Raw genomic sequence first — 24,244 nt, forward strand, 5'->3', positions numbered from 1 at the left:
CGTAGAGCGTGATGTGTGGCGCCCAAGAAGGCCACACTGTCGAACGCTGCGGACAGGGCGCCTAGATCATGCAGTCCAGGCCGACACCCCACCCCGCCCCCGGCACCGCCCCACCCGCAGCCCCCCAGACCCCGCCCGGAGCCCGCCCGGCCCCCTGACCGAGCCGCCCCCGGCCCCCCGGCATGGGCCGTTCGGGGGGCAAGCCGGCCCTCGTGGGCCCGCCTTCGCGCCGAACGGGCAAGGCGGTGGCAGGAAGGAGGGATGACCCTCCACCGCCGCCAGGTCCTCGCGGGAGCCGCCACGGGCGTCCTCGCCTCGATCGGCGCGACGGCCCGGGCGACGACCCGCCGCGCGGACCCCGACTACGGGGCGTTGGCCCGGAGCCTCGACGGCCGGCTGGTGACGGCGGCCGACCGGGACTACGACGAGGCCCGGCAGCTGTTCCAGCCCCGCTACGACACGGTCCGGCCGGGCGCGGTGGCCTACCCCGCGCACCCCGGGGACGTGGCCGCCTGTCTGGACTTCGCCCGGCGCTCGGCCGTCCCCGTGGTGCCGCGCGGCGGCGGCCACGGCTACGCGGGCTGGTCCACCCGCGAGGCCGGACTCGTCATCGACACGGGCGCCATGGCGGAGGTGGCCGCGGAGTCCGGAAACGGGGTCCGGATCGGCGCGGGCGCCCGGCTCGGGGAGGTGAACGCCGTCCTCGCCGCGCGGGACCTGGCCGTCCCGACGGGGCTGTGCCCCTCCGTCGGCATCGCCGGTCTCACCCTCGGCGGCGGGCTGGGCCTTTCCTCCCGCACCTGGGGCGCCACCTCCGACCGGCTCACGGGAGTGACCCTGGTGACCCCCGACGGGACGGTCCGCGAGGTCGCCGCCGACCGGGAACCCGACCTGTTCTGGGCCCTGCGCGGCGGCGGGGGCGGCAACTTCGGAGTGGTCACCGGGTTCGGCTTCCGCACCCACCCGGTCTCCGACTGCGCCTTCGCGGAGCTGCGCTGGTCCGCCGCCGACTCCCCCGCCGTCCTGCGCGGCTGGCAGCGCTGGCTGGAGGCGCTGCCCGATCCGTTCTGGAGCCAGGTGGAGTTCACCGTCGACGGCGGTCCGGTCGGCGCACCGGCCCTGCGGGTGCTCTGCCTGGACGGCGGTCGCGCGGAGCTGGAGCGGCAGCTGACCCGGCTGTCCGACCTGGTGGGCGGCCCGCCCCGGGAGAGCTGGACCGTCGTACGCGGCTACGGGGACACCGTCCGGGCGATGGCGGGCTGCCTCGACCGGAGCCCCGCCGCGTGCCGGCTGCCGGGCAGCCTGCCGGGACACGATCCCCAGGGGCGGCTCGGCCGCGACTCCTACGCCGCCCGGTCCGATTTCTGGGCCCCGGGCGGGCTCACCGAAGCGGCCGCCTCCGCGGTACTGGCCGCCCTGCGGCGCTACGCCGGGAGCGTGCCGCGCGGCGGGTTCGGCGTGGTGCAGTTCGACGGGGTCTGCGGCGGTGCCCTCAACCGGGTCCCGGCGCGGGCCACCGCCTTCGCGCACCGCTCGGCCGGGTTCCTCGCCCAGTACCTCGTCTACTGGCCCGGCGCGGCTCCGGCCGCCGACATCGGCCGGCACCAGGGCTGGCTGGACGGGCTCTGGCAGGACTTGAGGCCCTGGGCGAGCGGAGCCGCGTACCAGAACTACGCCGACCCGAAACTGACCGGCTGGCGCGAGGCCTACCACGGGCCGAACCTGGCCCGCCTCGAAGAGGTCCGGCGCCGCTACGACCCGGACCGGCTGTTCCGCTTCCCCCAAGCCGTATAACCCCCCAGCCCCTTGCCCCCAGCTCCCAGCCCCTCGCCCTCCCTGCCCATCCCCGAAGAAGGAGACGGACATGCGACGTACGTTGACGGTGGCGGCGGTCACGGCCGCCCTGCTGCTGCCCGGCGGGCCCCAGCCCGAGGCCGAAGCCGGCACCGCACCGGCCAAGGCTCCGGCGACCGACCGGTGGTCCGCCCGGGAGGCGGAGTCGTTCTGGACTCCCGACCGGATGGCGTCCGCGGTGCCGATCAGCCGCGGCGGCGCCCCGGCGGCGGTGGACGGGACCGGCCGTGACTTCGACGGCATCCCGGTCGTCGGCCGGATGTTCGTCATGAAGGGCGGCGGCGCGTACTTCTGCACCGCGAGCGTGGTCGCCTCCCCCGGCCGCGATCTGGTGCTCAGCGCGGCGCACTGCCTGCTCGGGACGGACGCCCGCCAGGTGGCCTTCGTACCGCAGTACACGGCCCAGAACCCCCAGCCGTACGGGATGTTCCCGGTCCTGCGCGACGCGGCCGGCCGCTCCAAGGTGTGGATCGACCCGCGCTACCGGCAGCTCGGCGCCGACAAGGGCGCCGCCCTCGACGTGGCCTTCGCCCAGGTCGGCCCGGACGCCGACGGCTACCCCGTGGAGGACGTGGTCGGCGGGAACCGGCTGGTCACCGGTGCCCCGTACGCGCACAAGCAGGTCTCGCTGATCGGTTATCCGGCCTCCGCCGCCCGGCCCCGGCTGTGCGTGAACCGGACGACCAAGTTCACCAGCACCGATCCGGGGATCCCCGGATCGTTCCTGCGGATCGACTGCACCGGCTATCCGGGCGGCACCAGCGGCGGCCCGTTCCTGACCGGCTTCGACGAGCGGACCGAGACGGGCGACGTGGTCGGGGTGATCGGCGGCTGGAAGACCGGCGGGGACACCCCCGACACCTCCTACAGCTCCTACTTCGGCGCCGACGTCAGGAAGTTGTACGAGAAGGCTCTTGCCGGGGCGCGGGTGGCGTGAGCACCCGCACCCAGCGGGTGCGGCGCGGGTTGCCCACCGTGCGCGGGGTCGCCGGCAGCCCCTCCGCGGTCAGTGCTTCGGCGGGAGCGAGGCCGAGCTGCCGGCGCAGGTCCGCGAGGGCGGTGTGCACGGGTCCGAGGATGACCTCGGCACGCGGATGGGCGTACGCGAGGGCGTGCGCGGCCGTCTCGATGGCCTCGGCGGCGTCCTCGGCGGCGCCCCGGCTCCACCCTCCGGGGGCGGCGGCGCCCCACGGCGCGAGGGTGTCGTAGAGGTGGCAGGCGGCATCGGCCACGGCGTCGGCCTGTTCACCGACGCCGGGCGCCGCGATCGACGGGAGCTCCATACCCGCTCAACGAGCGGAGTCCGCCCGGGGAACGGAGGCCACCGCGGTCACGGAGACGGGGCGGACAGCGGAGACGGGGCGGACAGCGGGGACGGCGCAGTCACGCGGACACCGCCTGCAGCCAGAGCGGCAGCAGCAGGAGGGAGACCAGGGAACTCTTGATCACGACGGCGGCGGAGAGGTTCACGCCCACGTCGTAGCGCTGGGCGAAGATGAACAGGTTCTGGGGCGTCGGCATCGCGGCGATCAGCACGAGGTACGTGAGCCACTCGCCCCGGACCCCGAACAGCGCCCCGCACACCGCCCACGCCAGCAGCGGGAAGGCCACGCACTTGAAGCCGATGAGCGCCACCTCCTCGCGGGTGGTGCCCCGGACGTCGAGGCCGATGCCGCCGAGGTGCAGTCCGAGGGCGAAGAGGGCCACCGGGGAGGCGCTGTCCCCGACGAAGGCGGCCCCGTCGAGGACCACCTCCGGGACGTGCACGGAGAGCAGGTTGAGCAGGATCCCGGCGTTGCAGGCGAGGACCAGCGGGGTGACGAGCGAGGCGCTGACGGCACGGGACAGGCGCCGCGCGGGGCCGCCCGCGCCGGGCCCGGCCCGGCCCAGTTCCATGATGGCGATGACGACGAGCGACAGGACGCAGACCTGGAAGAGCAGCACCGGGAAGATCGGCGCCGCCGTCCCGAAGAAGGTGATGAAGACGGGGACGGCGAAGTAGGCGGTGTTGACCTGGACCCCGGCCATCACGCGCAGCGCCACGGCCCGCGGATCGCGCAGTCCGGCTGCCGCGGAGGCGGCCGCGACGGCCGCGACCGCGAGGGCGGCGGCGGCCGCGTACCCGCCGATGGCCCGCCAGTCGAAGAGGGCGGAGAGGTCCGCGGCGTAGATGTTGCCGAACAGGTAGCAGGGAACCGCGAAGAGGAAGGCGTAGTCGGCGAAGGCCTTGGAGGCCTCGGCGGGAACCACCTTGCGGCGCGCGAGCAGCACGCCGACGCCGAAGGCCAGCGCGACCGGTATCAGTTTCTCCAGCGCGGCAGCCCCGCCCATGCCTATCTGCTCCCCGCCGTTCACCGATCATCCGTGCCGGGCGCAGTCTATGCCGAGCGGCTGCGGCGGCCGGGGCGGGCTTGACCCTGACGTGCGGGTCAGGGTTTAGCGTCGGCGCACCCACCCGCCCCGGCCCGGTGGCGGCCTTCCGGGCCGTCGCCCGCCGCGCCCTGCCGAGGAGCCCCGATGGCCACGGACCTGCCCCGTACCGCACGCGAGATCCGGCTCGCCACCCGTCCCGAAGGGCTGCCCGAGCGGGCGGACTTCGCCGTCGTCGAGGTACCGGTGCCGGAGCCCGGTCCGGGGCAGGTGCTCGTCCGCAACCGCCACTTCCTGGTGTTCCCCGGGCTGGTCACCCTGATCGGCGGCGCGGCCGAGGGGCTGCCGCTGCCCCCGCTGCACGCCGGTGACACGCTGTTCGGGCCGGCCGTCGGCGAGGTGGTGGCCGCCCCGGCCGACAGCCCGCTGCGGCCGGGCACGCTCGTCACGCACCTGCTCGGCTGGCGGGAGTACGCCCTCGTGGACGCCGCCGACTGCACCCCGCTGGACGGCACCCTGCCCGACCCGGTGGCGTACCTCGCCCAGGGCTCGGCCCCGTACGGCGCGCTGACCCGGCTGGCCGGGGTGCGGCCCGGGGACACCGTCCTGGTCACCGGGGCGGCCGGCGCGGTCGGGACCCTCGCCGGTCAGACGGCGCGGCTGCTGGGCGCGGGCCGGGTGATCGGCACCACCGGCTCCCCGGAGAAGGCCGAGCGGCTGGTGGCGGAGCTGGGCTACGACGCGGTCCTGCTCCGGGGCACCGGGCGGCCCTTCGCGGAGCAGCTCGCCGGGGCGGCGCCCGAGGGGATCGACGTACTCGTGGACACGGTGGGCGGCGAACAGCTGTCCGCGGCCCTCGGCGCCGCCCGGCAGGGCGCCCGCTTCGCCCTGGTCGGCGCGCTCTCGGGCCAGTTGGCGCCGGGACGGGCCGGGGGCGTCGCACCGGTGGAGATCGACTCGTTCCGGCTGGTCGTCGGGGGCGTCTCGGTGCGCGGGTACCTCGGTACGGAGCATCCGGGTGTGGAGGAGGAGTGGACCGCGCGCTTCGGGGGCTGGCTGCGCTCCGGGGAGATCCGCTTCCCTCATGTGCGGATCCCGGGCATCGATCGCGCCCCGGAGGCGTTGCGCGAGTTGGCGGGAGGACGGCACTTCGGCGCCGTGGTGGTGGAATCGGCGGGGTAGTCCGGGCCGCGAGCGGGCGGTTCGGGGACACGGGGGGGGCGGCAGGATGCGGATCGGTGACGCGGCAGCGGCAGCGGGGACCACGCCCAGGGCGCTGCGGTTCTACGAGCAGCGCGGACTGCTCTCCCCGCAGGGCCGCAGCCCCTCCGGCCAGCGGGAGTACGGGCCCGGGGACGTGGCCAGGATCTGGATCATCCGCGATCTGCTGGCCCACGGGTTCACCGTCGAGGACCTGCGCGGCGTGGCCGACCGGCTCCACCTCCTCGCGGCGGACCCGCCGCCGAGCTGCGGCTCCGGCGGCGGGGTCGTCGGCCACCGGCTCTCCGTGCTCGACGTAGAAATCGAGCGACTCACCCGCTTGCGCAGCTCCCTCGCCCGACGCGCGGGCCTCCCCGACCCGGCCGACCCTGTGGTGGGGCCGGGGCCGGACCCGGGGCCGGAGCGGGCCACCGGGTCGGCCCCGGCCCCGGCGCTGGATCCGGTGCTGGATCCGGTGCTGGATCCGGTGCTGGATCCGGTGCTGGATCCGGTGCTGGATCCGGTGACGATGCCGAACCCCGACACGGAGCCGGACCCGGTGCCGGTGCCGGTGCCGGTGCCAGACCCGGCGGCAGACCCCGTGCCAGTGCCAGAGGCGGACCAGGTGCCGGAGCCCGGCTCGGGCGGCCGGGGCGGGGCGGGGAGAACCGGGTGGGTGGTGGGCGTCGGGCGCGGCTCGGGCGGGCCGCGGGCGCATACGCTGGACCGATCATGAGCGAGCGAGCCCGATCCCGATTCCGATCCCTCTTCCGAGCCCGGCCGGGATCCCGGTCCCCGTCCCCGGACGGATCGCCGCAGGGGTCTCCGCCCGGATCCCCTGCCGGGTCCCCGCCCGGGTCCGCCGCCGGGTCCCCGCCCGTCACCGCCGGCGCCCCCACCCGACCCGCCCCGCGAGGGCAGTTCGCGGTGGCCTTGCGCACGCCCGCCCGGGCGGCCGAGCCCCTGCTCGCGCAGGCGCCCGAGGCCTGGCAGCGGATGCTGCCGTACGCCGTGACCGCCGTGTGCGTGATGACGCTGCTGCCGGTGACGATCGCGGTGCTGACCAACGACTACAAGGCGGGCGGCGGCTGGGCCGGGGCGCTGGGCGTGGCCCAGACCCTGCCGCTGCTGCTCGCCGTGACCCGCCCGCGCACCGCGTGGGGCCTGGTGCTGGTCGCCGACACGGTGGGGGCCGCGGTACTGACCCAGGCCGACGGGGTGGCCGGGCACGCCTGGCCCTGGACCCCGATGGTGATCATCGGCTACCTGGTGCTGATGGCCTGCCTGGGGCTGCGCGAGTCCATCCGGACCCTGGTCGGGGTGTGGCTGGTGACCGGGGTGACCGGGGCGCTGCTGAGCGCATCCCAACCGGACGGGGTGACCAACACGGTCGCCCTGCTGTTCGTCCTGGCCGGGGTCGTGCTCGCGCTGACGGGAGCACTGCGCGGGCTCGGCGACGCACGCCAGAAGGTCGCCGAGCAGGAGAGCATCAGCGAGGCCGAACGGGCACGCCGCACCTTGCTGGAGGAACGGGCCCGCATCGCGCGGGAGTTGCACGACGTGGTGGCCCACCACATGTCGGTGATCACGGTGCAGGCGGATTCTGCGCCGTACCGGCTCCCCGGCATGGCGGAGCCGGTGCGCGAGGAGTTCGCCGCCATCGCGTCGAGCGCGCGCGAATCGCTGGGCGAGATGCGGCGGCTGCTGACGGTGCTGCGCGGCGACGAGGCGAACGGCGCCGACCGTACCCCGCAGCCCGGGCTCGGCCGGTTGCAGCAGCTGGTGGAGGCGACCGTACGGGCCGGGCAGCCGGTGGAGTTGGCACTGGCCAAGGGTGCGGCCGGGGCGGCGCCGCCGGCCGTGGACCTGTCGGCGTACCGGATCGTCCAGGAGGCGCTGGCCAATGTGGTGCGGCACGCGCCGGGGGCTCCGACGCGCATCTCGGTGACCTTCGACGAGGAGGAGCTCCTCGTGCTGGTGGTCAACGGCCCGGCGCGGGACGCGGTGGTGGCGCTGGAGACCTCGGGCACCGGGCACGGGCTGGTGGGGATGCGGGAGCGCGTACGGTTGACGGGCGGGACGCTGGACACCGGTCCGCTGCCCGACGGCGGCTTCCGGGTCGCCGCCCGCATGCCCATCAACACCGCTCCCGAGGAACCAAGTTGACCATCCGCGTGATCATCGTCGACGACCAGGCCATGGTGCGGGCGGGTTTCGCCGCGCTGTTGTCGGCGCAGGCCGACATCGACGTGGTGGGCGAGGCGCCCGACGGACGCCAGGGGATCCAGGTCTCCCGCACCGTCCACCCCGACGTGGTGCTGATGGACGTCCGGATGCCGGAGATGGACGGGCTCAGCGCCGCCCGCGAGCTCCTCGATCCCCCGCCGGGGGTGGTGCACCGGCCGAAGGTGCTGATGCTGACCACCTTCGACATCGACGACTACGTGTACGAGGCCCTGCGCGCGGGTGCCTCCGGCTTCCTGCTGAAGGACGCCCCGCCGGCCGATCTGATCGCCGCGGTACGGGTGGTCGCCTCGGGCGAGGCGCTGCTGGCTCCGTCGGTGACCCGGCGCCTGATCGCGGACTTCGTCGAGCGGCGGCCCGCGCCGCGCCGCAATCCCGCACTGCGGCTGAACGGGCTGACCCCGCGCGAGACCGAGGTGCTGGAACTGATCGCGCGCGGGCTGTCGAACCAGGAGATCGCCGGTCATCTGGTGCTGGCCGAACAGACGGTCAAGACGCACATCGGGCGGGTGCTGGGCAAGCTGGACCTGCGGGACCGGGCGCAGGCCGTGATCTTCGCCTACGAGGCGGGGCTGGTGCGGCCGGGCGACGGCGGCTGAGCCCGCCTCCACGGGTCCCGCCCACCGGTCTCCTCCACCCCCTACCGGGGTATGACATCCGACTTGGCTCCACGGTGCGACGCCCGCTTCGCCACCTCCTTCTTACCTTCCTCCTCGTCACGAGGAGAGGAGAAGGGGCATGCGCCGCTTCGCAAGGACACTGGTCACGGCCGCACTGGCGGTGACCGTCGTCGCGGGCACCGCGGGATGGGCCTCCGCGGACGCCCAGGCGGCGGTCACCGGCCCGCTTCCGGGCACCGCCGCCTGGCGGGCCGACACGGTGTCCGGGCGGCCGCTGCCGGACCCGGCACGGGCGACGCCGGCCGAGGTCGCGCGGTTCTTCGCCGGGCTGGACGCGACCCGGGCACGGGACCTCGTACGGGCCCACCCGCTCGTGGTGGGGAATCTGGACGGGGCTCCGCTCCCGCTGCGGTACGAGGCCAACCGGCTGGCCGTACGGGCGACCGGCGAGCCGCGCTTCGCCTCCCTGGCCGCGCCCGGCCGGCAGATCCTGGCCTTCGACCCGCGCGGACGGGGCACCGTCGCCGAGGTGTTCGGGGACCTGGAGCGGTCCGCGCACGTATCGGTGATCGTGCCGGGCTCGGACAACGACGCCACCACCTACGACCGCCCGCGGGCCGCGTACACCGGCCCGGCGGGCATGGCCCGTTCCCTGCGGTCCGCGACCGGGGAGACGGCCGCCGTCATCGCGTGGACCGGCTACACCACGCCCGTCGGGGTGGGACTGGACACGGCCCGCGGGCGGCTGGCGGAGGCGGGCGCGGTCCGGCTGGCCCGGTTCACCGAGGGGCTCGAAGCGGTCGGCGCACCCGACCCGGTGCTGTTCTGCCACAGCTACGGCTCGGTGGTGTGCGGGCTGGCGGCCCGGCACACGGACGCCACCGACATCGTCGCCTTCGGCTCCCCCGGCATGCGGGCCGACAGCGTCGCGGGACTGCGCACCGAGGCCCGGGTCTGGGCGGCGCGCGGGCCTTCCGACTGGATCTCCGACGTGCCCAACGTGGAGTTCGCGGGGCTCGGCCACGGAGCCGATCCCACCTCGGCGGCCTTCGGCGCCCGCCGGATCGACGCCGCCGACGTGGCGGGCCACACCGGCTACTTCGCCCCCGGCACCCGGTCCCTGAAGGCCTTCGCCGCGATCGCGACGGGAGCGGGCCGATGAGCGCGCCCGAGACCAAGCCGGAGACCAAGCCGGAGAGCAGGCAGGAGACCGGGCGGAAGACCGGTCCGGCAAGCACGCCGGGCGTCCTCGCCAAGGTGCGGGCGGCCGCCGGCCGGATCGACGCGAAGACCCCCGCCCACCGGGACCGGGCGATCGACGGGCTGCGGGCCCTGGCCCTGCTGGCCGTGCCGACCGGGCACTGGCTGCTCGGAGGTTTCACCCTCGACTCCGACGGCGCCCTGCACAACGCGAGCCCCCTCTCCGCTTTCGGCGGCCTGGCCCCGGCCAGTTGGGTGCTGCAGATGCTCGGAGTCTTCTTCCTGGTCGGCGGTTACGCCTCGGCGCTCTCCTTCCGGCGGCACACCGGATCGGCCGGGGCCTGGCTGAAGGGCCGGATCGTCCGGCTGGGGCGGCCGGTGCTCGGGGTCACGGCGGTGTGGGCGCTGGCCGCGCCGGTGCTGTACGCGGCCGGGGTGCCCGAGGCCACCCTGCGGACCGGGGCGAAGCTGGTGATCCAGCCGCTGTGGTTCGTCGGGGTGTACGTGGTGGTCACGGCGCTGACCCCGTACTGCGTGCGCGCCGCGCACCGGCTCGGCGGCTGGGCGGCGGCCCCGCTGCTCGCCTCGGTCGCCGTGGTGGACTTCCTGCGCTACGGGCCCTTCGCGGACTCGGTGCCCGGGTGGGTGGCGCTGGTGAACATCCTGCCGGGCTGGCTGTTCGCGTACCAGCTCGGCGTGGCCTGGGGCGAGGGCCGGATCGGCCGGCGCGGGGGGTGGCTGCTGCTGGCGGGCGGGGGCGTGCTGTTCGCGGCCCTGCTGATGGTCTTCCACTACCCGGCTTCGATGGTCGGCGTGCCGGGCGAGGCCCGGACCAACTCGCATCCGCCGTCGCTGCTGGTACTGGCCCTGGCCGCGGCCCAGTCGGGAGCCGCGATCCTGCTGCGGGACCGGCTGGCGCGGCTGCTGGCCCGGCCGCTGCTGTGGGCGCCGGTGGTCGTGATCAACCTGTGCGCCATGACGATCCTGTGCTGGCACCAGACGGCGATGCTGGCGGCCGCGGTGCCCGGGTCCTTCGCGGGCGGGCTGGCCGGGCTGACGACGGCGCCGGACAGTGTCGGGTGGATCGTGGCGCGGCTGGCGTGGATGCCGGTGTTCGCGGCGCTGCTGGTGGGCATCGCCCGGTACGCGCGCCGGTTCGAGCGGCCTGCGCCGGGCCTGTCGCGGGCCACGGCGGTGCGCCGGACCGTGGCGGGCCTGCTGGCGGCCGGGTTCGCGGTGTTCGCGCTGGGGTTGGCGTAGGGACGCGGCCGGAGCACCCGTACGAAACGAGAGCGCCGCTCCCCTCGGGGAGCGGCGCTCTCGTGCGATCTCGGTGTGGGGCGCGTCGGCAAGCCTCAGGCGATGGATGCGGCGACGATCGCGGCGACCGCGAGGTTGCAGGAGGCCGTCACCCACACCGCGGGGTGCGGCTCGGGGTCGACCACGATGGCGCCGAGCTTGCCCGGGGTCACCAGGTCCAGCACCAGGAAGGCCACGGCCATCAGGACCAGGCCGAGGAGGCCGAACGCGGCCGTGGAGAGCAGGCCCTTGCCGAAGCTGTCGTACGTGGTCCAGATCGAGGTGAAGACGATGCCGCCGATGCCGAGCAGCGCCGAGGACAGCATCACGGCGGCGTTGCGGTTGCGCTCTTCCCAGATCTGCTTCGGCAGCTTGCCGGGGGTCAGCACGTCCACCAGGACGATGCCGAGGATGAGCAGCACCAGGCCGACGCCGCCGAATGCGGTGGTGCGGCCAAGTCCGTTGATGATGTCGCTCATTGGGAAGCCGTCTCCGGGGTGGGGTAGGTGGGGTAGGAAGTACGTCGTCGCGTGCCTGTCGTCGCGGTGGCCGAATCTATCGCACGGCACGGCACCCGACCATGGGGAGGTCAGGAAATGGCAGAGCTCAGGGCCGCGCGGGCCGGGGAGGCCGCGGAGCTGACGAGGCTGGTCATGCGGTCCAAGGCCCACTGGGGGTACGGGGCGGAGTTCCTCGCCGCGTGCGCCCCGGAATTGCGGATCGGGGCCGGGGACGAGGTGCGGCGGCGGATCGTGGTCGCCGAGGGCGCGGCCGGGGCGGCCGGCTCCCGGTCCGGCGACGGCCCGGCGGTCGTGCTCGGGCTCGCCTCCCTGGACGGGGAGCCGCCGATCGGGCGGCTGGGCTGCTCTTCGTCGAACCGGCCGCCATCGGCGGGGGTGTGGGGCGCCGCCTGTACCGGGACGTACTGCGGCGCGCCGCCGGACTCGGCTTCCGCCGGCTCCTGATCGACGCCGATCCGCACGCCGCCGGCTTCTACCGGGCGATGGGGGCGGTGGATTCAAGCTCGGAATCAGAATCGGGATCGGGACCGGGATCCGAGCCGGAGCCCGGTGCGGCCGCCGACGGCAGGCTGGTGCGGTTCGAGGTGGCGCCCGTGCCCCTGGCCGGCTGGGCGCGGGCCTGGACGGGCGGCGGGGCGGCCGTGCACGTGGGCAATGTCGCCGAGTACAACGCGCAGTTCGCGGACGCCTCCCTGGACCGGGAGCAGCGGGCGGCCCACCACTACGCCTGCCTGGCCGCCTTCTACAGTCCGCGGCCGGCCGCGCTGGTGCTGCCGCGCCCTGTGCCGCCGGGCTGGATCTCCCTGCTCGGGCGCCAACTGGACTGGCCCGCCGGGGTGGAGGTGTACGACGGGCTCGCCGAGCGGGATCCGGGTCTGTCGCAGGCCGTACGGGCCCGGCCGGCGCTGGCCGCGCGGCTGACCGGGACCGGGGCGCCCCTCGTACCGTGGGGGCTGACCGCCCCCTTCGCGCGGCTGGCGCGGCGGCCCTGGCGGCCGGACGAGCTGCGGTACGAGTCGAAGTCGGCGGCGCACGGGCTGTTCGGGCGGATCCTCGCGGAGGGCGGGCACCCCGCGATCACGCTGCCCGCGCAGTGGCGGGCGGACACCCGGTGGGCCGCGGTCCGGCTGCTGGCGTCCCGGACCAGGGCGGGCGAGAGCACCGTTCTCAAATCGGAGCACGGAGTCGGCGGCTCGGGCACCACGGTGCTGACCCCCGAGCGGGTCCGTGCGGCGGGCGGGGCCCGGGCGGCGGTCCGGGCGCTGCCGCGCGGGCCGCTGCTGGTGGAGGAGTACGTACGCGGTCCGGCGGATCCGGCCGAGCCGCGCGACCTCACGTACGACGGGTTCGTGGACGCGGGGGGCCGGGTCCACGAGGTCGGCGGGGCGGTGATGGACGTGGCGGACGGCGGGTACCGCGGGGCCACGGTGGGGCCGGGGGTGGTCCCCGGATGGGCGGAGGAACCCCTGCTGGCCTTCGGCCGGGCGGTGGGCACGGAGCTGTCGGCGGCGGGCTACCGGGGCTGGTTCGACGTGGACTTCGTCGCCGACGGCGCGGGCCGGCTCGCCCCGACGGAGACGAACCTGCGCCTGACCGGGCCGTCCGTCGCCTTCGTGGTGGCGGCCCGGCTCGACGAACTGCGGGGCGCGGGGCACTTCGTACGGATCGCCGACCGGGTGGAGCTGGGAGCCCGGCTGCCGGAGGCGGCCTTCGGTGAACTGTGCGAGCGGCTGTCCCGCCGGTGCGCCGCGATGGGCGCGGTGTTCCTCCCCGCCATCCCCACCGGAGCCTTCGAACCGGCGCCCTGGATGGGCGCCCTGGTGGCCGCGACCGGCAGGGAACTGCTGGACGCGGCCGAGCGGGTGGTGCGGGCGGAGGCGCTGGCCGTCGGGGCGATGTTCGCGCAGGCCGACGGGGCTCAGCCGGCCGGATCCGTGGCCCGGGCTCCGTCCCGGGCGGACGCCGAGCCCGATCCCGACGCCTGCGCCGGAACCGATGCCGCCACCGACGCCGGGTCCAGGTCCTCGTCGAAGACGCTGAGCGGCGGACGGGAGACGTAGACCGCCACGATCCCGGCGCAGATCATCAGCGGGATGTTGAAGGCGTAGACGAGCGCGGCCTGCTGGGGCCAGTCCTGTTTGGCCGCGAGACGGTAGAAGTTGTCCTGGGGCCACCAGGCGGCCAGCAGGTAGACGATCGCCAGATGGGCGGCCGCGGTGATGCGGTGGCCGCGGCGCCCGCGGCGGCGCATCCGGGACCGGCCGGCGAACAGGAACCACACACCGGCCGCGAACGCCCAGCATTCGCACAGGTAGAGGAAGAAGAAGAGCGTCGCGTACGGGTTCGGAACGCCGACGAGGTTCGTGGAACCGGGCCAGAAGATCAAGGTCAGGATCATGGTGAATCCCGCCACCAGGACCAGCCCGACCGCGATGAAGAAGACGAGGCCGGCCCATCCGGCGACATTGGGCCCCGAGTCCCCTCCGGCGTACTTGCCGCCGTACTTGCTCCCGCCTGCGCTGCGATCAGCCCCGCCGTGCTCGTCACCGGTCCGTCCCGGCGGCAGCGGGACCGCGCCGCGCTGCTCGCGGCCGGCCCTGTCCCGGGGGATCCTGCGCAGCCGGAACACGGCGCCCGGCATCATGGCCCCCGGGAGCCTGCCCGCCAGGTGGCGCCGGAGCTCCCCGCTGTCGGGGAGGTCGGAGCCCGGGGGCCAGGCGTCGTCGTCCGGGGCCGGGGCAAGGAAAGCGACGAGCACCGGCCGCGCGTTCACGCCCGTACCGGCGCCCTTGACCTCGGCCAGGAGTGCGGAGCCGACCGCTTCGTGGCTGCGGATCGCGGACTCGACGGGATGCGGGTCGAGGGCCTTGCCGTCCACCGTGAGCCGGTCGCGGATCCGGCCGCGGAACGCCAGCAGTCCGTCGGGGCGCAGCACTCCGAGGTCCCCGGTCGGGATCGGTTCGCCGCCGCCGGGCACGGTGAGGTGGATCTCCCCGTCCCGTACGTCCAGTCGGCAGCCGGGGAAGGCCGTTCCGATCAGCGAGAGCTCCTCGGCCCCGTCCAAGGGGGCTGCGAGCTGCGGAAGTTCGAAGCGGGCGCCGACGCCCGCCGCTTCGGTGGGCCCGTAGACGTTGAGCAGCCGGGCGCCGGGCCGCAGCCGGGCGAGCAGGGCGGCCTGCTCGTCGAGGTAGAGGCGATCCCCGGCGACCGTGACCATGCGCAGGGACCGCAGCCCCTCGTCGGGGCGGTGCAGGGTCCGTGACAGGGAGGCTTCCCGGTCGCGTACGAGGAGCTGGGTGGCGGCGCCCGGGTCGGTGTGCAGGACGGTGACCCGCTCGGCGTCGACGGCGCGGCGCAGCGACTCCGGGGTCCAGCGCGGGCCTTCGGGCAGGACGAGGGCGCCGCCCTCGCACAGGGCCCGCGTCCATCCCGCGGCGAAGCCGGTGAGGTCCGGGGCGGCGGTGATCAGGTGCCGGTCTTCGGGCACCGGCCCCGCAACGCGGGCCCACCCTTGGTGGGCGGCGAGTAACAGTTCGTGGGAGAGCGGGACGGCCCGCCGGTCCGTACCCCCGGTGAACAGCACGGCGGCCGTGTCCCCCCGCGGTGCCCGGTCCGGCGGGTCGGTGGACAGCCCGGCGGTGGCGACCGCGTACTGCCCGCCGGTGTGGATCACCCGCAGGTCGCCGCCGTCGTCGAGGCGGGCCTGGTCCGCGGCGTCGGCGAGCAGGGCGAAGGGGCGGGCGGCGGCGAGCTGGCGCTGCCCGGTGCGCGGGTTCTCGACGTCGATGACGGTGTAGGCGGCGCCGGCCTTGAGGATGCCGAGGAGGAGGACGACGAGCTCGGCCCGCGGGACGGAGCACACGGCGACGACGGCCCGTTCGGGCAGTCCGCAGTCGAGCAGGTGGCGGGCCGACTGGTTGGCGCGTGCGTCGAGTTGTCCGTAGGTGAGGCTCTCGCTGCCCGCGGCCACGGCCCGGGCTCCCGGGGTGTCGCGCACCCAGCGTTCGAAGCGGGAGAGAACGGTGTCGCCGGCGTGCCGGCCGGAGTGCGTGAAGGGCTCTGATCCCTGCGTCATGGGCCGATTCTGGCACCGGGCACCGACACGGACGAGGCCTGCGAAAATCCCTCGTACGAGCGACGGTTGATCCACTATCGTCCTGCGCTGGTGCCGACTGGTACCGGTGGACAGGTTTCGAATGGTCGGAGGCCACATGGCCAAGGAAATCCAGGTGACGTACGACTGCGCCGATCCGGGCGCGCAGGCGGAGTTCTGGGCTCAGGCGCTGGGCTATCGCGTCCAGCCGACGGGGGGCTCCGCCGACTGGGCGGCCATCTCGGATCCGGACGGCAAGGGGCCGCGGCTCTACTTCCAGAGGGTCCCGGAGGCCAGGACGGAGGCGAAGAACCGCCTGCACCTGGACGTGCGTTCGGCTCCCGGTCTGAAGGGGGACGAGCGGATGGCCGTGCTGGAGGTGGAGGCCGCCAGGCTGGAGGAGCTGGGCGCGAAGCGGCTGTACCGCCTGGAATCCGACGAGGAGAACGAAGGGATCATCGTGATGGCCGATCCCGAGGAGAACATCTTCTGCCTCGACTGACCGGTCGGCCGACCAGGCCACTGACCCGTCGAACAGGCTTCCTGGTCACCCCATGGCCACCTCCCCCTTGACCTCAAGTTTGGTTGAGGTCCTACGGTTCGGGTCATGGATATGGAAGTCACCGCCTGGACCTCGCTCCACAGCGCGATCAACGCCCAGCAAGACCGGCGGCCGCTCTCGCGGGCCGGGCTGCGCAGGATCGCCGCCTTCGCCCGCCCGCACCGGCGCGGGCTGACGTTCTTCCTGCTGCTCAGCGTGGTCACCGCGCTGCTCGCGGTGGCCACCCCGGTGCTCGCGAGCCGCGTGGTCACCGCGATCGTCGAGGGCCGCGAAAGCGGTACGGTCACCCGCCTCGCCCTGCTCATCGCGCTGATCGCGGTCGCGGAGGCGGGGCTGGGGCTGGTCCTGCGCCGGCTGTCGTCGACCCTCGGTGAGGGGCTGATCCTGGATCTGCGGACGGCGGTCTTCGACCACGTGCAACGGATGCCGGTGGCGTTCTTCACCCGGACCCGCACCGGGGCGCTGGTCAGCCGGCTCAACAACGACGTGATCGGTGCGCAGCGGGCGTTCAGCAACACCCTGTCGGGGGTGGTGTCCAATACCGTGACGCTGCTGCTGACCCTGACCGTGATGCTGGGCATCTCCTGGCAGATCACCCTGCTGGCCCTCGTGCTCCTGCCGGTGTTCGTGCTGCCCGCCCGCCGGATGGGCGTGCGGATGGCGGCCCTGCAGCGGGAGGCCTCGGCGCTCAACGCCTCGATGGGCACGCAGATGACCGAGCGCTTCTCGGCTCCGGGCGCCACGCTCGTCAAGCTGTTCGGGCGGCCCGACGAGGAGTCGGCGGAGTTCGCGGCGCGCGCCGCCCGGGTGCGTGACATCGGGATCCGGACGGCGATGGCCCAGTCGGCCTTCATCACCGCCCTCACCCTGGTCTCCGCGCTGGCCCTGGCGCTCGTGTACGGGCTCGGCGGCCACTACGCGCTGGCCGGCACCCTGGACGCGGGCTCGGTGGTAGCCCTCGCCCTGCTCCTGACCAGGCTGTACGCGCCGCTGACCGCGCTCGCCGGGGCGCGGGTGGAGGTGATGAGCGCGATGGTCAGCTTCGAGCGGGTCTTCGAGATCCTCGACCTGAAGCCGCTGATCTCCCAGAAGCCGGATGCCCGCCGGGTGCCCGAGGGGCCGGTGGCGGTCGAGTTCGACAAGGTCTCCTTCGGCTACCCCTCCCCCGACAAGGTCTCCCTCGCCTCCCTGGAGGAGGTCGCGACCCTCGACGCGCGGGGCGGCACCGAGGTGCTGCACGAGGTCTCCTTCCGTGCCGAGCCCGGGCAGATGATCGCCCTGGTCGGCTCCTCGGGCGCCGGCAAGTCGACCATCGCGCAGTTGCTGCCCCGGCTGTACGACACCGACGCGGGCGCGGTCCGCCTCGGCGGGGTCGACGTACGGGACCTCACGGCGGACTCCATCCGCGAGACGCTGGGCATGGTCACGCAGGACGGCCACCTCTTCCACGAGTCGGTACGGGCCAACCTGCTGCTGGCCCGCCCGGAGGCGGGGGAGGACGAGATCTGGGAGGCCCTGCGCCGGTCCCGTCTCGACGGGCTCGTGGCCTCGCTGCCGGACGGGCTGGACACGGTCGTCGGCGAGCGCGGCTACCGGCTCTCGGGCGGGGAGCGCCAGCGGCTGACCATCGCCCGGCTGCTGCTGGCCGGCCAGCGAGTGGTGATCCTGGACGAGGCCACCGCCCATCTGGACTCCACCTCGGAGGCGGCCGTCCAAGAGGCCCTGGCCGAGGCCCTGTCGGGCCGGACCGCCGTGGTGATCGCGCACCGGCTGTCGACGGTGCAGGCGGCCGACCTGATCCTGGTGGTGGAGGACGGCCGGATCGTGGAACGCGGCACCCACGCCGAGCTGCTGGCGGTGGGCGGACGGTACGAGGAGCTGTACCGGACCCAGTTCGCGGCGGCCGGGCCGGACGGGGACACGCCGGCGGCGCAGGCCGTCCCGGGCGGCGCGGCGGCGGTCTCCGGCGGATGATGGCCCACGGGGCGGCCACACCCGGCCCCCCGGAAACACCGAGACACCGGAGTCAGGAGAAGCCGATGGACATCAAGCTGGAACTGGTCGCCGTACCGGTCACCGACATCGACCGGGCCAAGGCCTTCTACGAACGCATCGGCTTCCACGCCGACCACGACATCACGGTCAGCGAGGAGATCCGCTTCGTCCAGCTCACCCCGCCGGGCTCGGCCTGTTCGATCGCCATCGGCAAGGGCCTGACCCGGATGACACCGGGTTCGCTGGACAACATGCAGGTCGTGGTCGCGGACATCGAGGAGGCCTTCGCCGACCTCAAGGGCCGGGGCATCGAGGTGACGGAGATCGAGGACATGCCCTGGGGCTCCTTCGTCTACTTCTCCGACCCCGACGGCAACGGCTGGGCGGTCCAGCAGACCACCCCGCGGGCCCGGCAAGATCCGGAAGAGACGGACTAGGGGGTCCGGCTGCGTGTGCGGTCCGGGTTTCGCCGTCCCCGGTTCAGGTGCCGTTCACGCCGGGCTTCCCCGGCCTGCCTAGCCTCCCTCTGTCCGCTCCCCGACCTGAAGGGAATCCGGTGTCCTTCACCGTCTCCGCCCGTCGAGCAGTGCTCCCCGCCGCCGTCCTGGCCGCCCTGGCCATCCCGGCCGCGCCCGCGCAGGCGGCCTCCTTCTCCGTCACCGCGACGGTGGAGACCGCCCCCGTCTCGCACAGCGGCGACGCCGCCGACGACCCGGCGATCTGGGTCCACCCCACGGACCCCGCCAAGTCCGTCGTCGTGGGCACCGACAAGAAGGGCGCGCTGGAGGTCTACGACATGACCGGTGCCCGGATCCAGCGGATCAGCGGCGACTACGGCAACAACGTCGACCTGCGCGGCAACATCGTCGTCACCGCCGACGACGAGGCCTCCGGCGGCAACGGCGCGATGCACATCTACCGCATCGACCCCGCGACGCGGCAGCTCAAGCGGCTGAAGGACGTGCCCACCGAGGTCACCGCCCACGGCATCTGCCTCTACACCTCCCCGGCCTCCGGGAAGCTGTACGCCTTCCCCAACTCCACCTCCGGGCGCGTCGAGCAGTGGGAGGTCGCGGTCAGCGGCGACTCGGTGACCGCGACCTCCGTGCGCCTGTGGGACGCGGGCTCCGCCGTCGAGGGCTGCTACGCCGACGACACCACCGGCAAGCTCTACCTCGGCGAGGAGGACGTCGGCGTCTGGATCTACGGCGCCGAGCCCACCGCCGGAACCACCCGCACGAAGCTCGACTCCACCGGATCCGCCGGCCACATCACCGCCGACACCGAGGGCATCACCGCCGCCGGCAACCGGATCTACGTCTCCTCCCAGGGCAGCAACGACTTCACCGTCTACGACCGCACCACGCACGCCTACCTGGGCCGCTTCTCCGTCGTGGGCGGCACCGCGGCCGACGACTGCGAGGACACCGACGGCATCGACGCCTCGGCCGCCAACCTCGGCCCGGCCTTCCCCCAAGGCGTCTTCATCTGTCAGGACGGCTCCAACGGCGCCCCGGGCACGAGCGGCAACCAGAACTTCAAGCTCGTCCCGCTCCAGCGCATCACGGCGAACTTCGCCTGACCCGGAGCCGTGGGCGGCCGGGCTCAACCCTCGTACGGGCGGGGCCGGATGCGCAGGAGGTGGCCGTGCCGGAGGCCCTCGCGGAAGGCCGCCTCGTACGCCTGGTCGCCGAGCGCTCCGCGCGCCGTGCGCTCGAACTCCTCGCGTACGGAGGCCAGTTCGGGGGTGCCGCGCTGCGGGTGGCCGACCGCCTGCCAGTAGGCGTGGCCGGTGCCGTACGCGCGCGCCGCGCCGGCCCCGTCTCCGGTCGCCGCGCGGGCCGCGGCGAGCAGGTCGAGGCCCAGGGCCGTCCCGAAGCTGTCGCCCAGCTCGCGCTTGCTCTCCAGCATGGCGTGGGCGTGGACGGCGGACTCGGCGGGGCGGCCCTCGAAGAGGCAGATCAGGGCCAGTTGGTAGTCGGCGTAGGCGCGGGTCCAGTGTTCGCCCCGCTCGGCGCAGCCGGCGCGCAGCAGTTCCGCCTCGTCCCGGGCGTCGGCGAACAAGCCCGTGCCGGTGAGCGCGAAGACCCGTACGAGGTGGCAGCGGATCCGGGGCCCCGAGTCGAAGGGCGTACCGGGGAAGGCCTCCAGGGCGTTGTCCGAGATGATCCGCGCGGCCAGCGGCCGCCCGGCCAGCAGGTGGCTCAGGCCCAGCAGGTACGCGGCGTCCAGCGCCGGGCGCGCATCCCCCTCTGGGCCCTCGTCGAGCCCCGCGGCCAGGGCCTCGCAGCCGACGGCGATCCGGTGGGCCTGCTCCTGCTCGCCCTGGAGGAGCAGGGTCACCCCGAGGGCCCACAGGGCGCGCACCCGGATCCGCGGGGCCACCTCCTCGGGCTGTGCGGCGGCCAGCGCCCGCTCCAGGTAGCCGCGCGCGGCGTGCAGGTGGCCGCAGCAGGCCCAGTAGAAGCCGGCCCGGGCGGCCAGGTCCAGGGCCCGCTCCGGAGCGGTGGCCAGGTAGTGGTCGAGGGCCGCGCACAGGTCTCCGTGCACCGCCTCGACGCGCCGGTACCCGATCCGCTGGGCGGGGCCGAGCCAGTCCCGTTCGGCGGTGCGCACGAGCTCGGCGAAGTACCCGGCGTGCGCCTCCCGCAGCGCCTCGCGCTCTCCCGCCTCGTCGCGCCACATGGCCCCGTACTCCCGGATCGTGTCCAGCATCCGGTACGAGCCATCCGCGCCCCGGCGTACGACGGACTTGGCGACCAGGGCGTCGAGCAGCGGGGGGACGTCCGTCTCCGTGAGCGGGTCGGCGGAGCAGACGGCGCGGGCGGCCGCCAGGTCGAAGGCTCCCCCGAACACGGACAGCCGCAGCCACAGCAGCCGTTCGTGCGGTGCGCACCACTCGTGGCTCCAGCCGATGGCGGTGCGCAGCGCGCGGTGGCGCGGCGGCGCGACGGGGGCGGGTCCGCATGCGGGTGCGGGGCCGGGTGCGGACAGCGGGCCGATCCTGCGGGCCAGCCGTACGGCCAGCTCCTCGATGGTGTGGTCGGTCAACTGCGCGGCGGCCAGTTCCAGCGCGAGGGGGATCCCTTCGAGACGGGCGCACACGGAGCGGGCGGCCGCGAGCCGGGCCTCGGTCCAGGGCGGCGCCTGCCCGGGCGCGGCAGCGGCGGCCCGCCGGGTGAACAGGGCGAGGGCCTCCTCGGCGCCGAACGGGTCGATGGCGTGCGGCAACGGGCCGATGTCCAGGACCCGTTCCTCCGCGAGCCCGAGCGGCTGCCTGCTGGTGACGAGCAGGACGAGGTGCGGGGCCGCGTCGAGCAGCTCCCGTACGAGGCTCCGTACGGCGCTCACCAGATGCTCGCAGCAGTCCAGTACGAGGAGCAGCCGGCGCCCGCCGATCCATTGCCGCACCGCTGCGGTCGGGGTGCGGGCGGTGTGGTCGGCGAGGTCCAACGCGTCGGCCACGGTGGCCACGAGCAGCCGCTCGTCGGGCAGCGGGGAGAGATCGGCCCAGTGGACCCCGTCGGGGAAGGGGCCCGAGGGTGTGGCGGCGTCGGGGGTTGCGGCCGCGTCCGTCGGACCGGCGGGGCCGGCCGCGTCGGCGGGCTCCTTCACGCCGGTGCCTCCGGCCGCGCCCGCCGCCCCCGCGAGGCCGGCCGCGCGGCGGGCCAGGCAGGTCTTGCCGACGCCGCCCGGCCCGGTCAGGGTGATCAGCCGGTCCGCACGCAAAGCCCGTTCGAGTAGGGCAAGTTCACCGGTCCGCCCCACGAAGGAGGCGGAGCCCGCGGCCTCGTACCCGTCGCCATGTCCCAGCACCCGCCCAGTGTGGCGTACGGGACGGGTGCCTGAAGGCGGTCACTCCGGGACGGTCACTCCGGGGCGGGGTCCCGGGTCAGGGCGCCGGAGGCGGGAGCGGGACCGTTCCGGGCTGTGGATGCACGGGCGCCCAGGGTGCGTCGCAGGTGACGGAACGCCCGTTGGTCCCGCAGTGGGTGTGGTAAAGCGTGCCCGTCTTGGTGATGGCCTTGACCTTCACGTCGTTGCCGTTGATGGCCAGGGCCACCGTGCAGACGTCGGCGGGGTAGCCCGTGACCGGTGCCACGGTGAGGTCGGTCCAGCTGAAGTCGCCCCACTGGCCCGCCATATCGCGGGTGCGGCGGCCGAGGTAGGTCTTGCCGTCCTTGAGGACGAGCGCGAACTCCTCGGAGTTGTTGGGCATCTGGTTGTCCACCGAGGCGCAGGGCCCGAACGGGCCGGGCACCCCCTGCGGCCCCGCCGGGCCCAGCGGGCCGAGCGGCCCGGTGGCGCCGGTCGGGCCCGGGGCGCCCTGCCGCCGGGGCGGTCCCGCGAACCCCTGCGGGCCCGCGGTGCCGGGAAGCCCGGGCAGCCCTTGCGTGCCCGCCGGCCCGGCCGGACCCGCGGGCCCCTGCTGCCCTTGGGGCCCGGCCGCCCCGACGTCTCCGGTCCGCCCGACGTCCCCCTCGGAACCCGGATCCCCCTTGCGCCCGACGGCCCCCCGTTCCCCCTTGGGCCCGGCAACCCCCTTCTCGCCCGGCTCCCCCCGTTCCCCCGGCATTCCGGCATCCCCCTTGGCGCCCGTGCTCCCCTTCCCACCCGGCTCCCCCTTGAGCCCGGGAGGCCCGGCATCCCCCTTGGCACCCGTGCCCCCCTTCCCACCCGGCTCCCCCTTGAGCCCGGGAGGCCCGGCATCCCCCTTGGCACCCGTGCCCCCCTTCCCACCCGGCTCCCCCTTGAGCCCGGGAGGCCCGGCATCCCCCTTGGCACCCGTGCTCCCCTTCCCACCGGGCTCGCCCCTGGGACCCGGCGGGCCCGCATCGCCCTTGGGTCCGGAGCCGCCCTTCTCGCCCTTCGCGCCCTTCGGCCCGCGTGGACCTTGCGCCCCGGCCGGAGCCGGGCACGGGTGGCCGCCCTCGGGTACCGCCTCGGCGCGCGGCCGCGCACAGTTGGCGTCGGGCCCGCCGGGGCCCGACCCCGGGGCACCGACGGCCCGCAGCGACTGCGGAGCCCTCACCGCACCCTCCGCCGGGTCCGCACCACCGCCGGAGGCCACCGCACCACCCCCGGAGGCCGACACCGCACCACCGCCGGAGGCCACCGCACCACCCCGGGAGGCCGACACCGCACCACCGCCGGAGGCCACCGCACCACCCCCGGAGGCCACCGCCGGGACCGTGAAACCGCCCAGTGCCACCGCCACCGGCAGTACCAGGCCGCCGGCCAGCCGGGCCCTTCGTCCGGTTCTTGCTGTGGAAGACATGCGAGTACCCCTTCGCCGCACGGAAATGGTCGTCTGCTCCGGCCGAAGCGAGGGGGAGCATCTCCCGGAAGGGGGTCCGACGAAGATCAAAAACGCTCATGCCGCCGCAGTGTCAACGAGTTGGTCCAACGACACGCGGTACCCGTACGCCGGACGGCGGGGGCACCCGCACCGCAGCCCTGCCCGGCCGGCCGGCAGGCCCGCCCAGTCCACCCCGCGGCCAGCGGTCACCGCACGTGCAGCCCGAAGCCCCCGCGGCCCGCGGGCTCCAGTCCCTCCTTCAGGTGCAGCGAGGGGATCTCGTAGTCGCCGAAGTTCTGCCGCCGGAAGGCGATGGGCTCGGTCGACTCCAGGGTGAGCAGGCGTTCCACCCACGCCTTGGCCACGTCCGCGTAGTCCTCGCCGCTCATCCGGTCGGTGCCGTACAGCACGAACGGCGGCAGCGGCTCGACGCCGGGGTAGTAGAGGATCCCGTGGTGGATCGGGAACAGCAGGTCGTCGATGGGGCCGTTGATCCCGCGCGCCGCGTAGTGCGACTCCGGGCCGCCGGCGGTCACCGACAGCAGGGCCCTGCGGCCCGCGAGGGTGCCTTCGCCGAAGCGCTCCCCGTACTTGGTGTCACTGTGCTCGCCGACTCCGTACGCGAAGCGGTAGGTGAACACCCGGTCCACCCAGCCCTTGAGGATCGCGGGCATCGAGTACCACCACAACGGGAACTGGAAGATGATCGTGTCGGCCCACAGCAGGTTCTCCTGCTCGGCGAGTACGTCCGGGGTGAGCGCCCCGGCGTCGAAGGCCCGGCCCGAGTCCAGGGCGACCTTCAGCGGGCTCGACGCGTGCGGGCCGTAGTCCTCGGCGTCCACGACGGCCTTCCAGTTCATGGCGTACAGATCGCTCACCCGCACCTCGTGCCCGGCGCCCTCCAGCGTGGACACCGCCAGGTCCTTCAGCGAGCTGTTGAGCGACTTCGGCTCGGGGTGGGCGTAGACGATCAGCGTCTTCACGGGA

20 protein-coding genes and 1 pseudogene are annotated in these 24,244 nt (G+C 74.6%); 14 read left to right on the plus strand and 7 right to left on the minus strand.

What is annotated here, in order from left to right; genetic code table 11:
• The first annotated feature begins 261 nt into the window (after nt 1-261).
• Both ACE1OC_RS02460 and ACE1OC_RS02465 read left to right on the plus strand, forming a co-directional pair.
• Nucleotides 262-1,794: an FAD-binding oxidoreductase gene (locus ACE1OC_RS02460; protein WP_407835568.1), complete on the plus strand. Its 1,533-nt coding sequence runs from the start codon at nt 262-264 to the stop codon at nt 1,792-1,794.
• 70 nt (nt 1,795-1,864) lie between these two features.
• On the plus strand, nt 1,865-2,791 hold the full coding sequence (locus ACE1OC_RS02465; protein ID WP_407835569.1) for a S1 family peptidase: 927 nt from the start codon (nt 1,865-1,867) through the stop codon (nt 2,789-2,791).
• Here the strand turns inward: ACE1OC_RS02465 and ACE1OC_RS02470 are convergent.
• Together ACE1OC_RS02470 and ACE1OC_RS02475 are read right to left on the minus strand one after the other, a co-directional pair.
• Nucleotides 2,745-3,137 carry a hypothetical protein gene (locus ACE1OC_RS02470; protein WP_250741622.1) on the minus strand — a complete coding sequence of 131 codons (393 nt, stop codon included), beginning with the start codon at nt 3,135-3,137 and terminating at the stop codon, nt 2,745-2,747. The two genes, ACE1OC_RS02465 and ACE1OC_RS02470, sit on opposite strands and share 47 nt — an antisense overlap.
• 100 nt (nt 3,138-3,237) lie before the next feature.
• Entirely contained in the window at nt 3,238-4,209 is a 972-nt protein-coding gene (locus tag ACE1OC_RS02475; RefSeq protein ID WP_407835570.1) for an AEC family transporter, read from the minus strand.
• A 162-nt stretch (nt 4,210-4,371) separates the two neighbouring features.
• Here ACE1OC_RS02475 and ACE1OC_RS02480 point away from each other — a divergent pair, with 162 nt between their 5' ends.
• The 6 genes from ACE1OC_RS02480 to ACE1OC_RS02505 all read left to right on the plus strand — a co-directional run bounded on the left by ACE1OC_RS02480 (nt 4,372) and on the right by ACE1OC_RS02505 (nt 10,748).
• On the plus strand, nt 4,372-5,406 hold the full coding sequence (locus ACE1OC_RS02480) for an MDR family NADP-dependent oxidoreductase (RefSeq protein ID WP_407835571.1): 1,035 nt from the start codon (nt 4,372-4,374) through the stop codon (nt 5,404-5,406).
• 46 nt (nt 5,407-5,452) lie between these two features.
• Nucleotides 5,453-6,160 (plus strand): MerR family transcriptional regulator, encoded by a 708-nt coding sequence (locus ACE1OC_RS02485; RefSeq protein WP_407835572.1) that lies wholly within the window; start codon nt 5,453-5,455, stop codon nt 6,158-6,160.
• Entirely contained in the window at nt 6,157-7,590 is a 1,434-nt protein-coding gene (locus ACE1OC_RS02490; RefSeq protein WP_407835573.1) for a sensor histidine kinase, read from the plus strand. The genes ACE1OC_RS02485 and ACE1OC_RS02490 overlap by 4 nt, the downstream gene beginning before the upstream one ends.
• Complete coding sequence (locus tag ACE1OC_RS02495) at nt 7,587-8,267, plus strand: response regulator (RefSeq protein WP_250741626.1); 681 nt, start codon at nt 7,587-7,589, stop codon at nt 8,265-8,267. Before ACE1OC_RS02490 ends, ACE1OC_RS02495 begins: the two co-directional genes overlap by 4 nt.
• A 139-nt stretch (nt 8,268-8,406) precedes the next feature.
• Entirely contained in the window at nt 8,407-9,450 is a 1,044-nt protein-coding gene (locus tag ACE1OC_RS02500) for an alpha/beta hydrolase (protein ID WP_407835574.1), read from the plus strand.
• Complete coding sequence (locus ACE1OC_RS02505; protein WP_407835575.1) at nt 9,447-10,748, plus strand: acyltransferase family protein; 1,302 nt, start codon at nt 9,447-9,449, stop codon at nt 10,746-10,748. Before ACE1OC_RS02500 ends, ACE1OC_RS02505 begins: the two co-directional genes overlap by 4 nt.
• A 95-nt stretch (nt 10,749-10,843) precedes the next feature.
• Here ACE1OC_RS02505 and ACE1OC_RS02510 read toward each other — a convergent pair whose 3' ends face one another.
• Nucleotides 10,844-11,266 carry a DUF350 domain-containing protein gene (locus tag ACE1OC_RS02510; RefSeq protein WP_250741629.1) on the minus strand — a complete coding sequence of 141 codons (423 nt, stop codon included), beginning with the start codon at nt 11,264-11,266 and terminating at the stop codon, nt 10,844-10,846.
• A gap of 117 nt (nt 11,267-11,383) precedes the next feature.
• Between ACE1OC_RS02510 and ACE1OC_RS02515 the strand changes: the two genes are divergently transcribed.
• A complete protein-coding gene (locus ACE1OC_RS02515; RefSeq protein WP_407835576.1) occupies nt 11,384-11,752 on the plus strand; it encodes a hypothetical protein in 369 nt (122 codons plus the stop codon).
• Nucleotides 11,686-13,368 (plus strand): hypothetical protein, encoded by a 1,683-nt coding sequence (locus tag ACE1OC_RS02520; RefSeq protein ID WP_407835577.1) that lies wholly within the window; start codon nt 11,686-11,688, stop codon nt 13,366-13,368. Before ACE1OC_RS02515 ends, ACE1OC_RS02520 begins: the two co-directional genes overlap by 67 nt.
• A 923-nt stretch (nt 13,369-14,291) precedes the next feature.
• Here ACE1OC_RS02520 and ACE1OC_RS02525 read toward each other — a convergent pair.
• A pseudogene (locus tag ACE1OC_RS02525) lies at nt 14,292-15,521 on the minus strand (AMP-binding protein); the annotation flags it as partial.
• Between ACE1OC_RS02525 and ACE1OC_RS02530 the strand changes: the two are divergent.
• The 4 genes from ACE1OC_RS02530 to ACE1OC_RS02545 all read left to right on the plus strand — a co-directional run bounded on the left by ACE1OC_RS02530 (nt 15,520) and on the right by ACE1OC_RS02545 (nt 19,540).
• A complete protein-coding gene (locus ACE1OC_RS02530) occupies nt 15,520-15,903 on the plus strand; it encodes a VOC family protein (protein ID WP_407835578.1) in 384 nt (127 codons plus the stop codon). The pseudogene ACE1OC_RS02525 and the gene ACE1OC_RS02530 overlap by 2 nt on opposite strands.
• Nucleotides 15,904-16,008: 105 nt before the next feature.
• Nucleotides 16,009-17,937 (plus strand): ABC transporter ATP-binding protein, encoded by a 1,929-nt coding sequence (locus tag ACE1OC_RS02535; RefSeq protein WP_407835579.1) that lies wholly within the window; start codon nt 16,009-16,011, stop codon nt 17,935-17,937.
• Nucleotides 17,938-18,002: 65 nt separating this feature from the next.
• Complete coding sequence (locus ACE1OC_RS02540) at nt 18,003-18,395, plus strand: VOC family protein (RefSeq protein WP_407835580.1); 393 nt, start codon at nt 18,003-18,005, stop codon at nt 18,393-18,395.
• A 119-nt stretch (nt 18,396-18,514) separates the two neighbouring features.
• Nucleotides 18,515-19,540, plus strand: coding sequence for a phytase (locus tag ACE1OC_RS02545; RefSeq protein WP_407835581.1), 1,026 nt, complete (start codon nt 18,515-18,517; stop codon nt 19,538-19,540).
• Between the two features lie 23 nt (nt 19,541-19,563).
• On the opposite strand, the gene ACE1OC_RS02550 is transcribed toward ACE1OC_RS02545, so the two are convergent.
• From ACE1OC_RS02550 to ACE1OC_RS02560, 3 genes are all read right to left on the minus strand, one after another.
• Nucleotides 19,564-21,774 (minus strand): ATP-binding protein, encoded by a 2,211-nt coding sequence (locus ACE1OC_RS02550; protein WP_407835582.1) that lies wholly within the window; start codon nt 21,772-21,774, stop codon nt 19,564-19,566.
• Between the two features lie 76 nt (nt 21,775-21,850).
• A complete protein-coding gene (locus ACE1OC_RS02555; RefSeq protein ID WP_407835583.1) occupies nt 21,851-22,534 on the minus strand; it encodes a hypothetical protein in 684 nt (227 codons plus the stop codon).
• Nucleotides 22,535-23,463: 929 nt separating this feature from the next.
• Complete coding sequence (locus tag ACE1OC_RS02560; RefSeq protein ID WP_407835584.1) at nt 23,464-24,240, minus strand: NAD(P)H-dependent oxidoreductase; 777 nt, start codon at nt 24,238-24,240, stop codon at nt 23,464-23,466.
• Between the last annotated feature and the right edge of the window lie 4 nt (nt 24,241-24,244).

The organism is Streptomyces stoeckheimensis (genome assembly GCF_045822005.1).
In the GTDB taxonomy this organism is placed as follows: Bacteria; Actinomycetota; Actinomycetes; order Streptomycetales; family Streptomycetaceae; genus Streptomyces; species Streptomyces stoeckheimensis.

Coding starts and splice junctions, on each gene's coding strand:
- ACE1OC_RS02510 (WP_250741629.1), bottom strand. CDS start 11,266: ATGAGCGACATCATCAACGGACTTGGCCGCACCACCGCATTCGGCGGC.
- ACE1OC_RS02500 (WP_407835574.1), top strand. CDS start 8,407: ATGCGCCGCTTCGCAAGGACACTGGTCACGGCCGCACTGGCGGTGACC.
- ACE1OC_RS02515 (WP_407835576.1), top strand. CDS start 11,384: ATGGCAGAGCTCAGGGCCGCGCGGGCCGGGGAGGCCGCGGAGCTGACG.
- ACE1OC_RS02490 (WP_407835573.1), top strand. CDS start 6,157: ATGAGCGAGCGAGCCCGATCCCGATTCCGATCCCTCTTCCGAGCCCGG.
- ACE1OC_RS02460 (WP_407835568.1), top strand. CDS start 262: ATGACCCTCCACCGCCGCCAGGTCCTCGCGGGAGCCGCCACGGGCGTC.
- ACE1OC_RS02480 (WP_407835571.1), top strand. CDS start 4,372: ATGGCCACGGACCTGCCCCGTACCGCACGCGAGATCCGGCTCGCCACC.
- ACE1OC_RS02540 (WP_407835580.1), top strand. CDS start 18,003: ATGGACATCAAGCTGGAACTGGTCGCCGTACCGGTCACCGACATCGAC.
- ACE1OC_RS02505 (WP_407835575.1), top strand. CDS start 9,447: ATGAGCGCGCCCGAGACCAAGCCGGAGACCAAGCCGGAGAGCAGGCAG.
- ACE1OC_RS02485 (WP_407835572.1), top strand. CDS start 5,453: ATGCGGATCGGTGACGCGGCAGCGGCAGCGGGGACCACGCCCAGGGCG.
- ACE1OC_RS02465 (WP_407835569.1), top strand. CDS start 1,865: ATGCGACGTACGTTGACGGTGGCGGCGGTCACGGCCGCCCTGCTGCTG.
- ACE1OC_RS02535 (WP_407835579.1), top strand. CDS start 16,009: ATGGATATGGAAGTCACCGCCTGGACCTCGCTCCACAGCGCGATCAAC.
- ACE1OC_RS02530 (WP_407835578.1), top strand. CDS start 15,520: ATGGCCAAGGAAATCCAGGTGACGTACGACTGCGCCGATCCGGGCGCG.
- ACE1OC_RS02470 (WP_250741622.1), bottom strand. CDS start 3,137: ATGGAGCTCCCGTCGATCGCGGCGCCCGGCGTCGGTGAACAGGCCGAC.
- ACE1OC_RS02555 (WP_407835583.1), bottom strand. CDS start 22,534: ATGCCGGGGGAACGGGGGGAGCCGGGCGAGAAGGGGGTTGCCGGGCCC.